General features: G+C 33.8%; 15 protein-coding genes. 12 read left to right on the forward strand and 3 right to left on the reverse strand.

Features of this window, described 5'->3' with window-relative positions; all coding sequences use genetic code 11:
* Positions 1-129: 129 nt before the first annotated feature.
* The 8 genes from hprK (at position 130) to whiA (ending at position 8,012) form a co-directional block, all read left to right on the forward strand.
* Positions 130-1,065, forward strand: coding sequence for an HPr(Ser) kinase/phosphatase (gene hprK, locus GJE18_RS02260; protein WP_060550609.1), 936 nt, complete (start codon positions 130-132; stop codon positions 1,063-1,065).
* Positions 1,065-1,919, forward strand: a complete 855-nt coding sequence (gene lgt, locus GJE18_RS02265; RefSeq protein ID WP_060550610.1) for a prolipoprotein diacylglyceryl transferase — start codon at positions 1,065-1,067, stop codon at positions 1,917-1,919. The genes hprK and lgt overlap by 1 nt, the downstream gene beginning before the upstream one ends.
* On the forward strand, positions 1,903-2,388 hold the full coding sequence (locus GJE18_RS02270) for an acyltransferase (RefSeq protein WP_060550611.1): 486 nt from the start codon (positions 1,903-1,905) through the stop codon (positions 2,386-2,388). Before lgt ends, GJE18_RS02270 begins: the two co-directional genes overlap by 17 nt.
* Positions 2,389-2,404: 16 nt before the next feature.
* Complete coding sequence (locus tag GJE18_RS02275) at positions 2,405-3,841, forward strand: tetratricopeptide repeat protein (RefSeq protein ID WP_060550612.1); 1,437 nt, start codon at positions 2,405-2,407, stop codon at positions 3,839-3,841.
* A 63-nt stretch (positions 3,842-3,904) separates the two neighbouring features.
* Positions 3,905-4,849 carry a thioredoxin-disulfide reductase gene (trxB, locus tag GJE18_RS02280; protein ID WP_060550613.1) on the forward strand — a complete coding sequence of 315 codons (945 nt, stop codon included), beginning with the start codon at positions 3,905-3,907 and terminating at the stop codon, positions 4,847-4,849.
* 165 nt (positions 4,850-5,014) lie between these two features.
* Entirely contained in the window at positions 5,015-5,938 is a 924-nt protein-coding gene (rapZ, locus tag GJE18_RS02285) for an RNase adapter RapZ (protein WP_060550614.1), read from the forward strand.
* Entirely contained in the window at positions 5,925-6,932 is a 1,008-nt protein-coding gene (locus tag GJE18_RS02290) for a gluconeogenesis factor YvcK family protein (RefSeq protein ID WP_037567903.1), read from the forward strand. Before rapZ ends, GJE18_RS02290 begins: the two co-directional genes overlap by 14 nt.
* A gap of 135 nt (positions 6,933-7,067) precedes the next feature.
* Positions 7,068-8,012 carry a DNA-binding protein WhiA gene (whiA, locus tag GJE18_RS02295; RefSeq protein WP_165886073.1) on the forward strand — a complete coding sequence of 315 codons (945 nt, stop codon included), beginning with the start codon at positions 7,068-7,070 and terminating at the stop codon, positions 8,010-8,012.
* A gap of 42 nt (positions 8,013-8,054) precedes the next feature.
* On the opposite strand, the gene clpP is transcribed toward whiA, so the two are convergent.
* The gene (gene clpP, locus GJE18_RS02300; RefSeq protein WP_107368851.1) at positions 8,055-8,636 is read right to left on the reverse strand and encodes an ATP-dependent Clp endopeptidase proteolytic subunit ClpP; all 582 of its coding nucleotides are present in this window, start codon (positions 8,634-8,636) and stop codon (positions 8,055-8,057) included.
* Positions 8,637-9,473: 837 nt separating this feature from the next.
* On the opposite strand from clpP, the gene GJE18_RS02305 reads away from it, so the two are divergent.
* Together GJE18_RS02305 and GJE18_RS02310 are read left to right on the forward strand one after the other, a co-directional pair.
* Complete coding sequence (locus tag GJE18_RS02305) at positions 9,474-9,638, forward strand: hypothetical protein (RefSeq protein WP_157952346.1); 165 nt, start codon at positions 9,474-9,476, stop codon at positions 9,636-9,638.
* A 210-nt stretch (positions 9,639-9,848) separates the two neighbouring features.
* The gene (locus GJE18_RS02310) at positions 9,849-10,538 is read left to right on the forward strand and encodes a halocin C8 precursor-like protein (RefSeq protein WP_262608383.1); all 690 of its coding nucleotides are present in this window, start codon (positions 9,849-9,851) and stop codon (positions 10,536-10,538) included.
* Between the two features lie 199 nt (positions 10,539-10,737).
* Here GJE18_RS02310 and GJE18_RS02315 read toward each other — a convergent pair whose 3' ends face one another.
* Positions 10,738-11,322, reverse strand: coding sequence for a hypothetical protein (locus tag GJE18_RS02315; protein ID WP_060550615.1), 585 nt, complete (start codon positions 11,320-11,322; stop codon positions 10,738-10,740).
* A 411-nt stretch (positions 11,323-11,733) separates the two neighbouring features.
* On the opposite strand from GJE18_RS02315, the gene GJE18_RS02320 reads away from it, so the two are divergent.
* The gene (locus GJE18_RS02320; protein ID WP_037567914.1) at positions 11,734-11,934 is read left to right on the forward strand and encodes a cold-shock protein; all 201 of its coding nucleotides are present in this window, start codon (positions 11,734-11,736) and stop codon (positions 11,932-11,934) included.
* Positions 11,935-11,982: 48 nt separating this feature from the next.
* On the opposite strand, the gene GJE18_RS02325 is transcribed toward GJE18_RS02320, so the two are convergent.
* The gene (locus tag GJE18_RS02325; protein WP_060550616.1) at positions 11,983-12,186 is read right to left on the reverse strand and encodes a TM2 domain-containing protein; all 204 of its coding nucleotides are present in this window, start codon (positions 12,184-12,186) and stop codon (positions 11,983-11,985) included.
* A 169-nt stretch (positions 12,187-12,355) separates the two neighbouring features.
* Here GJE18_RS02325 and GJE18_RS02330 point away from each other — a divergent pair, with 169 nt between their 5' ends.
* A complete protein-coding gene (locus GJE18_RS02330; protein WP_107368424.1) occupies positions 12,356-13,162 on the forward strand; it encodes a VOC family protein in 807 nt (268 codons plus the stop codon).
* The last annotated feature ends 18 nt before the right edge of the window (positions 13,163-13,180 follow it).

The raw sequence follows: 13,180 nt of genomic DNA on the forward strand, positions 1-13,180 counted from the left end.
AAGATTTATTTTTATACTCTCACCCTGTTCATGTATAATGGAATGATAAACGATGAAACTTTATACGTATAGATTATTTTGTATACTATAATTGAAATCATTGATGAAAGCACTAATTGAGGTGAACGTATGTTAACGACAAAAGACTTAGTGGAAAAATTCAAATTGAATGTGATTGCTGGTGAAAAAGGATTGGATCGGCCGATAATGAATACAGATATCTCTCGACCTGGTTTAGAAATGGCAGGCTATTTTTCACATTATGCATCCAATCGGATTCAACTTTTAGGGACAACAGAATTATCTTTTTACAATTTATTGCCTTTGGAAGAACGTAAAGGACGGATGCGTAAATTATGTAGGCCTGAAACCCCAGCGATTATTATCACAAGAGGTCATGAAGCACCAGAAGAATTAATAGAAGCTTCACATGCAACGGATACGCCACTTATGTATATTGATGAAGCCACAACACGTGTTATGGGACGATTTACAACATTTTTAGAGCATGAACTTGCGAATTCAACATCATTGCACGGTGTGCTTGTCGATGTTTACGGCGTAGGTGTATTAATTACGGGTGATTCTGGTATTGGTAAAAGTGAAACAGCATTAGAGCTGGTTAAACGTGGACACCGATTAGTAGCTGACGACAATGTAGAAATTAAAGAGATTAATAAAGATCAACTCATTGGAAAACCACCTAAAATTATCGAGCACTTATTAGAAATTAGAGGATTAGGCATTATCAATGTGATGACTCTATTTGGTGCAGGATCAATATTAACGCAAAAGCGTATTCGTCTCAATATTAATTTAGAGACTTGGCGACAAGATAAACTGTATGATCGTGTTGGCTTAAATGAAGAAACATTAAAAATTATGGATACTGAAATTACAAAGAAAACGATACCCGTACGTCCAGGACGCAATGTCGCAGTCATTATTGAAGTCGCGGCGATGAATTACCGATTAAATATTATGGGGATCAACACTGCAGAAGAATTTAACGAGCGGTTAAATGCTGAAATATTAAAAAATAGTCAACGTAAAGGAGATGTGTAATGTTGTTAGGTTATATCGATCCTATCGCATTTTCACTTGGGCCAATTCATGTGCGATGGTATGGCATTATTATTGCAACTGCCATTTTATTAGGATATGTCCTTGCACAAAAAAGCGCTCAAAAAATTGGTTTTAAAGAGGAAGAACTTATCAATACGATACTCGTTTGTGTTGTAGTTGCAATTTTAACTGCACGGCTTTATTTTGTAGTCTTTAATCTCAATTACTATCTCATGCATCCTGTCGAAATCCCGATGATTTGGTTAGGTGGACTCGCGATACATGGAGGGCTCATAGGGGCGTTTATTACAGGGATATATTACTGCTATCGCAAAGATTGGCATCCATTCCAATTAGGTGATATTGCCGCGCCGAGCATCATTTTAGCACAAGCCATTGGACGTTGGGGTAATTTTATGAATCATGAAGCACATGGTGGTCCGGTGTCTCGTGCCTTTTTAGAAGATTTACACTTACCTCAATTTATCATTGATAATATGTTGATTGATGGTGTGTATTATCATCCTACATTTTTGTATGAATCGTTATGGAACCTTATTGGGTTTATCATTCTTATTTCACTGCGCAAGCATCTACTTGTAGGTGAAACCTTCTTCTTATACTTAATATGGTATTCTATCGGTCGTTTCTTTGTAGAAGGTTTACGTACAGATAGTTTGATGTTAACTGAGACAATACGTGTGGCACAGTTAATGTCTATCTTGCTCATACTCATAGGTGTAGGTATGATTTTATGGAGAAGATTAAAAGTAAAACCACCGAAATATAAAGATGTTTCAATTTTACCTTGGCCAACGCAAAGGAAGGGTAAGTCTTATGGCAAGAAAGGTTAAGGTCATAGCATCAAAAGGCAAATATAACCCATTGTGGTATTTGTATCGATATATTTCGTTTGCCAAATTATTCAAAAATGTAATCATTATCGAATGTTTGCGCTATTTTCCATGGATTCAGCTTAAACCTTTGTTGTATCGACGTTTACTACATATGAATATTGGTAACCATACAGCTATTGCTTTTAAAGTTGTGCCTGATTTAATGTATCCAGAGAAAATCACAATAGGGCACAATGTGACCATAGGCTACCATACGACGATATTAACGCATGAATTTTTACCTGATCAGTTACGCTTAGGTGATGTCAATATTGGAAACGATACACTTATAGGTGCCAATGTTACGATTTTACCTGGTGTGACAATTGGAGATAACGTACAAATAGGCGCCAATGCCGTCGTATCTAAAGATATTCCTAGCAATTCGAAAGCGATAGGCAATCCAATACAAATTAAACCGTTGTGAAAGTGAGGTGACAAGGATGACACAGCATCGTAAAATTATTCAACTTGGTACTGATGTAGCATTGTATGAGCGATTGGCGCATCAAAAAATGTTACAGCAGGAATACGCAAAAGCAAAAAAATATTTGGACAAAGTGTTAGAATTGTCACCAGATAATTTTGATGCAAAACAACAACTTGCAACGTGTTATGTGAAGTTACGTCAGCCTAAAAAAGCGGAAGCGATTTATTATGAAGCATTGAGCAAAGATGATGAAATTGAAACGTGTTTGTATGAATTGAGTCAGTTAAACATTGACTTGAATGAACCGAATAAAGCGTATTTATTCGGGCTGCGGTATGCGTTTTTAACGCAAGACGAAGATTATCGTGATGAATTAGAACACATGTTTGAAGTCACGTTGATGGGTGACGCGCAATTAGAGCTTGAAAGTGAATTATTTGTCGCTCAAATCATCTTTCAATATTTATTTGGTCAAGGTAGACTACTTGATGCACGTGAATATATATTGAACCAAGAAACGCATATTAAAAATCATAGAGTCATGAGAAACCTTTTAGCAATGTGTTATCTTTACCTCAATGAAAATAAAGAAGCTAAAGCAATGTTTGAGACTTTATTAGAGGAAGATGCGTCAGATGTACATGCGTTATGTCATTACACGTTACTCTTATATAACATGAATGAAACAAAGCAATATGCGCATTACATTAAAGTTTTAAACAAAATTATACCAATGAATGATGACCAATCTTTTAAATTGGGTACCGTTTTAAGTTATTTAAAGCAATATGAGGCATCGCAGCAACTACTGTTACCCCTTCATCGAAAAGGAAGTTTCCAAACGTTCCAACTGTTTCATGCCTTGTCTTTTAATTATTATTATTTAGGTCAACCATCTCAAAGCGAACACTTCTGGAAAAGATTGCAAGATTTTGCTAAAGCCACGCCGGGTGTGCCGCCATGGATTATGGATACGAGTGAGACTTATTTTAACGAACACATCGCGCCATTACTTACGAGTGATGATGGGCATCGACGTCTTTACGGATTGTTTTTACTTCATCAACTGAATGGAAAAGAAGTATTGATGACGAAAGATGTTTGGTCAATATTGGAAGATATGGGAGATTATGAAAAACTATATTTATCGTATCTCATCCAAGGTCTACAATTGCGAAAGTTAAATTTTATTCACAAAGGAATGCAACAGATATATCAAATATCTGAAACGAAAGACGAAACAGCATTGTTTTTAAGTTGGATTAATTATGCCGAATCTTTATTAGAAACGGACGTAGATACAGACAATGTCAATGCGTATACTGCAGCAGTAAGTTATTTGTACTTTAATACAACAAATCAATCGATGCTAAAATCAAAGTTAAGTGAAATGTTCGGTGTTTCAGAAGATAAGTTAGAACGTGCATTAGCGCATTTATTGAGCATTTAACTTCATATTTAGGCTCAAAATGTTGTAAAATGCGTATGATAAAGAATAGAGGAGGATTCATCTATGTCAGAACGAAAAAGATATGATGTTGCGATTATCGGTGCGGGTCCAGCAGGTATGACAGCATCAGTATATGCCTCACGTGCGAATTTAGACACAGTTATGATTGAACGTGGTATGCCAGGTGGTCAAATGGCAAATACCGAAGAAGTAGAGAATTTCCCGGGTTTTGAAATGATTTCAGGGCCGGATTTATCTACTAAAATGTTTGAACATGCCAAAAAATTTGGTGCGGAATATAAATACGGTGACATCAAAGGTATTGAAGATAAAGGTGATTACAAAGTTATCGATTTAGGTTCTAGTCAAGTTGAAGCGACTGCTGTGATTATCGCTACAGGTGCAGAATACAAAAAAATTGGTGTGCCAGGTGAATCTGAGCTTGGTGGCAGAGGTGTAAGTTATTGTGCCGTTTGTGATGGTGCATTCTTTAAAAATAAAAATGTTTACGTGATTGGTGGAGGTGACTCTGCGGTTGAGGAAGGGACATTTTTAACTAAATTCGCAGATAAAGTGACAATCGTACATCGACGCGATAAATTACGTGCACAAAAAATTCTTCAAGACCGTGCATTTAAAAATGAAAAAATTGATTTTATTTGGAACCACACTTTAAAATCTGTAAATGAAAAAGACGGTAAAGTGGGTTCATTAACACTTGTATCTACTGAGGATGGTTCAGAACAAACAGTAGATGCAGACGGATTATTTATTTATATCGGTATGAAACCATTAACGCAACCATTCGAAAATTTAGGTATTACGAATGAAGCTGGGTACATTGTTGCAAACCCAGATATGAGTACTGCAGTTGAAGGTATATATGTTGCGGGAGATGTTAGAGAAAAAGGCTTACGTCAAATCGTTACTGCAACAAGTGATGGTAGTATTGCTGCACAAAGTGTTCAAGAATATATCGAAGAACTTAAAGATAAAGCCGAAGCTTAATTTATGATAAATATTTAGGTCATAACTTCATATACAAAAAGAGTGGGTCAGTCCATCAAATGCACATGATGAGGACACTGATGCACTCTTTTTTTACACAAACGCTACTACTGAAGTAGGATTTCATGTACACTTAAATAGAATATGATTGGATGGTGGATACGTATGCAACATGAAGAAAAAAATGAAATCGTCAAAAGCGAATTATTAGTAATCACTGGGTTGTCGGGGGCTGGAAAGTCAGTTGTGATACAAAGTTTAGAAGACTTAGGTTATTTTTGTGTCGATAATTTACCACCGATCTTGTTACCGAAATTTGTAGAATTGATGGAACAAGGAAATCCGACATTACAAAAGGTGGCTATTGGCATTGACTTAAGAGGACGCGAATTTTTTAAATCGCTAGTTAAAGAAATTGATGATATTTTAAGTCGTAAAAATGTTATTACGGATGTACTATTTGTAGACGCAACGACTGAAAAATTAATATCACGCTATAAAGAAACAAGACGTCGACACCCATTACAAGATCAAAATAATTTAACGTTAGTAGAAGCTATAAGTGAGGAGCGAAATTTATTATCTGATATTCGCAGTATGGCAAATTATAATGTGGACACTACACATTTAAAGCCAAAAGAATTACGTTCTCGTGTATATGAATATTTCAATAAATCGAATCATCCTACTTTTACGATTAATGTACAAAGTTTTGGGTTTAAGCATGGGATACAAATCGATGCCGACCTCGTTTTTGATGTTCGATTTTTACCGAATCCATATTACGTTAAATCATTACGTCCATTAACAGGGATGGATGATGATGTCTATAATTATGTAATGAAATGGAAAGAAACTAACACATTTTACGAAAAATTATTAGATTTATTATTATTTATGATTCCAGGGTATAAAAAAGAAGGGAAGTCACAACTTGTTATCGCAATCGGATGTACAGGTGGTCAACATCGATCCGTTGCATTAGCACAACGTCTATCTGAAGATCTTAGACAGCACTTTGACTATGATATTCATGTGCATCATAGAGACGCACATATTGAAAGTGGCGATAAGCATGAAGCAAATTAAAATAGTTTTAATTGGAGGCGGCACAGGACTATCTGTGCTTGCGAGAGGCTTAAAAAAGTTTCCAATAGATATTACGTGTATTGTTACTGTTGCGGATGATGGAGGCAGTACAGGTAAAATACGGCATGAAATGGACATTCCAGCTCCTGGTGATGTACGAAATGTGCTTGCGGCATTAAGTGATGTCGAACCTACGTTAGAGCAATTATTCCAATATCGCTTTGAAGAAGATAAAATCAGCGGTCATTCATTAGGTAACTTACTCATCGCTGCAATGACAAACATTACAGATGATTTCGGGCATGCGATTAAGGAATTAAGCCGAATATTAAATATAAAAGGTCGCGTCATTCCCTCAACCATATCCAGCGTGTCTCTTAACGCTGTGATGGAAGATGGTGAAATTGTCGTTGGTGAATCGAATATCCCAAGTAAACATAAAAAAATTAGCCGCGTATTTCTTGAGCCAGCGAATGCTGAGCCTATGGATGAAGCCGTCGAAGCTTTGTTGGAAGCGGATTTAATTGTTTTAGGACCAGGGTCACTTTACACTAGCGTGATTTCAAATTTATGTGTAAAAGGAATTGCGAATGCCATTGTTAAAAGCGAAGCAAAAAAATTATATGTATCGAATATTATGACACAACCAGGTGAAACAGATGGATACTCTGTTCTTGATCATATTGATGCGATTCATCAGCAGTTAGGCCATCATGTTATCGATTTTGTCATTGCGAACGAAATCACGTTTTCGAATGAAATATTGGAAAAGTATGAGCAAAAAGGGGCACGGCCAGTCTATTATGATGCCGGCGAACTTATAAAAAGTGGGATTAAGCTTGTCACAGGTAAAGGACTGGCTCAAATATCTGAAAATCATCATGTACGACATTGTAATGATGTTTTGGCGGACATGATTTATGATATTGCTCTTGAGGAAATCAGCACCATTGAATTTGATCCGAACCGTATCAAACATCGACGAAAAAGATAATGATGACAATATCGCTTTCGGACAATGAATTGAAAACAATGATAGTGGTGCACCTCGTTTAATCACATTCATGATACAATGAAAGATAAGCATTCTATTAAAGATAATGTACGGTGAAGAGAGGAATCGATAATCATGAGCTTTGCATCCGAAATGAAAAATGAATTAACCCGCATAGAAACAGATGCGAACAATGCAAAAGCAGAGCTCAGCGCATTGATTCGAATGAATGGGGCTTTGAATTTTTCGAACCAGCAATTTGTTATTAATATTCAAACAGAAAATGCGACGACTGCACGACGCATTTATTCTTTAATCAAACTTGTTTTTCATGTAGAAGTCGAAATATTAGTCCGTAAAAAAATGAAATTAAAGAAAAACAATATTTATATCTGTCGTATTAAGATGAAGACAAAAGAGATATTAGATGAACTTGGCATTTTAAAGGACGGTATGTTTAGTCATGATATTGATGACGAAATGGTTAAAGACGATGATATGAAACGTAGTTATTTACGTGGTGCATTTTTAGCAGGGGGTTCTGTGAATAATCCAGAAACGTCTTCTTATCATTTAGAAATATTTTCACTTTATGAAGGTCATTCTGAAGGGTTAACCGCTTTAATGAATGATTATGAGTTAAATGCCAAAAAATTAGAGCGCAAAAAAGGATGGATCACATATATTAAAGAGGCTGAACGTATCGCAGAATTTTTAAGTTTAATTGGCGGTTATCAAGCATTATTAAAGTTTGAAGATGTACGTATTGTACGCGATATGCGTAATTCAGTTAATCGACTTGTGAATTGCGAGACAGCGAATTTAAACAAAACAGTGAGTGCCGCTATGAAACAAGTTGAAAGTATTCAATTAATTGATCAAGAAATTGGTTTGGATAATTTGCCTGACCGCTTACGTGAAGTTGCTAAATTAAGAATTGAACATCAAGATGTGTCGCTTAAAGAACTAGGAGAGATGGTCAGTACTAGTACGATTTCTAAGTCGGGTATTAATCATCGTTTGCGAAAATTAAACGAAATGGCTGATAAAATTAGAAATGGCGAACCATTTGAAGTATAAAAAAGCGAGCCATCTCAAAGTTGGCTCGCTTTTTTATCATTTTTATTCAGGGTGCATAACTTCGTCAATTAAGCCATATTCTTTAGCTTCTTCAGCTGTAAGGAAGTTATCGCGATCTGTATCTTTTTGGATTTTTTCAATCGATTGACCTGTACGCTCTGACAAAATTTTATTTAATTTCGCGCGTGTTTTTAAAATGTGATTCGCTGCAATTTCAATTTCGGTTGCCTGACCTTGCGCACCACCTAATGGTTGGTGAATCATTACTTCAGCATTTGGTAATGCATAACGTTTATCTTTAGCACCTGCTGCAAGTAAGAATGAACCCATTGAAGCTGCCATACCGATACAAATTGTTTGTACATCTGGTTTAATGTGTTGAATCGTATCATAAATAGCAAATCCAGCAGTTACACTACCACCTGGAGAATTAATATAAAGATAAATATCTTTTTCAGCATCTTGTGCTTGTAAAAATAAAAGTTGTGATACAATAGAATTTGCGACATTGTCATCAATCGCAGAGCCTAACATAATAATACGGTCTTTTAAAAGACGTGAGTAAATATCATATGCGCGTTCACCGCGGTTTGTTGTTTCAATAACTGTAGGAATTAAATTCATAACTCTTTCCTCCTATAAATAGCTTTGAATCTATTTTAACTTAAAAGTCAAAAATGGTCAAAAAATAAACATTTGAATCGCTATTGATTTTAAGGCATTAGAAACGGCTTTACCAATTTAATACTATTAACCCCTCGTAGTGTAATGGATAACACTTAAGATTCCGGTTCTTACAATAGAGGTTCGATTCCTCTCGAGGGGGTTATATAACTAATTTTAAATACTTTGAAATCAACTCGAAATCGTCACAAACATTGTTATATCAATGGCTGTGGCGGTTTATGCTTATAAGGTTAACTCTATGAAATTAACTTAAATTAAAATGAAATGGTCACAATTTTGGTCATAAATTATTTATGGCGTTTACTGCTAGTTTTGATTCTGTTACTTATTGGTTCTCTTGTATATGAGAATAATACTTTAGTGTGGTATCTATATTTTTATGTCCTAATCTTTTGGCTTGTCGTAATATGGCAGCGTGATATAACTCGTGGAAAATCAATTCACGCACACACATGCCAGGACATCAAGATATTCAATATGATAAGCAAGACCCTAATAATCTCCTTGCTTCGTTAGGGGATAAAAACAATGATATGTCTGTAATTGATAATTTAGTTGTTAAGTATATGAAAGGTGATGCACCAACGTTGTAAGTTTCTGATAATGTGCTGAAACCTAAAACGGGTAAACCACCACGCACAGCATGAACATGGAAAGGTGTTTTTACTGTGCTAAAAACTAATAAAGAACCAATCGTCGTACTTTTTAAAAATAGCTGAACAAGTAGACGAGGGGGCATGTATAAATCCTGGTGAATGGGTACCGTTTGATTAAGTGTTAATAGATGTAGAAAATAAATTATGGTGGGTACATTTTAAATACGCTAAAAAGGGTGCAAATCAGAAAGATAACTTCTTTATGCCAATTGGTAAAATTACAGATAAAGATGAAAAGCTACTTAATGAAAAAGCACTGTGGGGTAAACTAGAAGTTAAATAACAATAAATTCAGGCTAGCTTGTTTATTTTTATAAAAAAATATTGTAGATTAAATAAAATAAACTCATCTAATTAAATAAAAGAGTTCTCATAGCTAAAAAGTAACACTTAAGAATAAAAATACAACACTTAAGAAATTTAAACCGAATGAATTTTAGAATTTGTTAATATAGAAATGGTTCCATATTACTATTAAACGAGAGTAATAAAAATGAAAAAAGTCGTTTTCTCTATTTTGTCTATTGTTACGCTTTTAAGTTTTTGTTTTTCCTTAGGGTTTCAAGATGTAAGTGCTGAAAGTAAAGCGGTGAGTAAACCTACAAGTAATGTTGACAGTAAAACTAAGCAAGAAATTATTAATGTGATTAAAAAATCAGATGTTTATAAAAAACATGCAAATTCAACTTCTATTAATTTGATAAAAGATGAAAATATTATTGTTCACTTAGATAAAGGTAAAAATACTAATGTATATTCAGTTAATTTCATCTTTGGTAAAGAATTATCTCAGAAGAACAATAATCTCGCTATGATTGAATTAAAATATAATGAAGCAAATAAAGATATTTTTTATAATCACATGATGTATTCAAAATTTGTTAAACACAATGATAAAGAATTTATTAACATGAAAGGTATTTTAAATGACAAACCATACTATGAGTTTAACTTAGACCAAAAAGGTCATTACTATGATCAAAATTTTAAAATTTCTTCTAAAGATAAAAAGGTGATAGAAAGTAGATACGCTGATTTAAAACACTATGTACGGTCAATCAGAATCATATCCTTTAAAAAGCTATTCACACAGCTAAATTTCAAAAAGTGCTTACTATTCATTATTGAATGTGAGCGCTTTTTTATATGGATAGGTAATGTTAAATATAGATCATCATCTTGACCTCATTTAAAAAATGAATATGTAACAAAATCATTCGATGAAAATGAGCGCATAATATAAACGTGCATATTTGATTTTAATCTTTGTGAGGTCATGTTGTAGGTTAGACTCAAGTGTAAATATGTGAGAGTTTAATATATGTGATAAAGATTTAAAAAAATAAGCACATCATTCATAAGAATGTGTGCTTATTGTTATGTTATTCAGTCATGTTATTGATACGTTTTTGTACTTTTTCATATTTTTTTGCAGTGTCTTCGCCTAAATGCTTTTTAATATCATCTAAAGTAATACCGCCCATATCGACTTTCTTAGACTCTTCTTCATATTTTTTCATATCTGCTGCGAATTCTTTTTCAGAGATTTCTTTTTTAAAGAATTTATCTAAACTCGTTGCGATACCATTATATCCTTTAGAAACAGACTTGTTTGACTCTAAAAAGCTAGATTCAATTTTACTTAAAGTTTCTGGTGTTTTAGCATCGACTTTCTTAGATTCATAATTTTTTCTTGATTCATCTAATGATTGTGAGACTGATTTGAATTCTTTTACAATTTTATCTTTATTACTCAAGTCTAAGTTTGACAATTTGTCCATCGTATTGTCATAAGTATCAAGATCCTTGTTAACAAACGTCTTTAAGTTTTCTTTGTATTTTTTTAACGTGTCTTCTTTTTGCTGTGTTTCTTGTTTAGCTTCTTTTTTACCTGAGTCGTTTTGACCACATGCACCTAATACTAATACGCTCGATAAACTAATAACTGCCAATTGTTTCAATTTCATAATTTAAACCCCTTAATATGTAATGTTTTAGTATATGTCCACAAATTTAAACAGAATTTAAGAATGTGGGTCACAATGATTATATCAAAAAAAGCGTATCAATATTAGTGTTTTTTTATAAAATGTTGTATTTTTTCTTATGGTTCATAATCAGATTGTTTATACATAATAACGTTAAAAGAAAAGAATGATTTATAATTATATTAGAGAGGATTTTTGGATTGTAAAGAGAAAAAAATATAAGAATTTAAAGTTTTTCTTTACATTTGGTCAAATTGCGTGTATAGTTAACTTTATCGTAATAAAAGATCGTGAAATTGATTGAAGTTTATTATTTAGAATATACTCCTTTTAATGAATGAATTTTTTTTACAAATAAAACGTGCATGATGCACAACGGAGGTATTCTATATGTATAACGGTACAGTAAAATGGTTTAACGCAGAAAAAGGTTTTGGATTTATCGAAAGAGAAAATGGTGACGATGTATTCGTACATTTCTCAGCAATCGTTGGAGATGGATACAAATCTTTAGAAGAAGGTCAAAACGTTGATTTTGAAATCGTTAATGGTGACCGTGGCGAGCAAGCTGCTAACGTAGTAAAAATGTAATTAACATAAATCAGACCGTGTCGAAAGAAAATTCGACACGGTCTTTTTTTATACATAAACGCGACCATATTCATCAGCTGGTATAAGTAATACTAAAATACCACTAATGATGGCAATGATATGAGGGATACCAGTCCAAAAGAATGCGATGTGCAAAAGACCTTGAATGGGTTTACCAGCATAAAACTTGTGGATACCAAAGGATCCTAAAAAGAATGCTAATAAAATATAGGCTAATTTATTTACATACATAAAAATCCTCCTTTATAAATTGAGAATTATTTATTCCAAATATATATGAAATTAACTGTAATTACTATTTAAGTGCTCGGAGTACTTAAGTCTAAGAGTAATTTGGAGCAATGTAACAGCATACGTGGTATATTTAATATACTTAAATATATTCAAGTGAGGTGTCGAGATGGATTTTCATCATTCTAATCTCATTCATGTCAATCGTATCACTTTAAATGTAAAATCTTTACAAAAACAAAAAAGGTTTTATCATTCCATTTTAGGCATGCCAATCAAACATGAAACCCCAATTCAAATCATCTTTGCTATTGGTGATTGGGGAGATGAATTGGTCTTAAATTTGCTCGAAAATGGCCGTACTGCTGAAAGTAGTGAAGCAGGTTTGTTTCATTTAGCATTGTTATTAGATCGTGAGGAACAACTAGGTGCGTTCATAAAACATATGTCTTCACACAACATTCCTATTGGTGGTGGAGATCATTTAGTAAGTCAAGCGGTATATTTTACTGATTTTGAAGGTAATGGGATAGAAGTATATGTGGACAGACCTTTTAATAAATGGGAATGGGTAGATGACATGGTAAAAATGGATACTTTACCACTTAATGTGGAAGATATTTTACATCACGCGGAAGGTACTTTATGGGGAGGTATGAAGACAGGTGCACGCATTGGACATTTACATTTAAAAGCAGCGAATTTAACAGAAGCGCAACAGTTTTATGAAAATGTAGGGTTTCAACTCATGTTAACTTTCCCGAAGGCGTTATTCATGTCTGATTACCATTATCATCATCATCTTGCTTTAAATAATTGGCAGTCTCATAATAAACGAATTCATTTAAATGAAACGTATGGATTAACATCTTTTAATATTGTTAAACCAGACGCAACTGAAGTGGCATTAACGACGCCTGAAGGTATAGTAATGACTATAAATAGAGCTTCAAAAACAAATGCTGAGACAACTTAATGTCTCAGCATTTGTGCC

The organism is Staphylococcus agnetis, from assembly GCF_011466855.1.
Classification (GTDB): Bacteria; Bacillota; Bacilli; order Staphylococcales; family Staphylococcaceae; genus Staphylococcus; species Staphylococcus agnetis.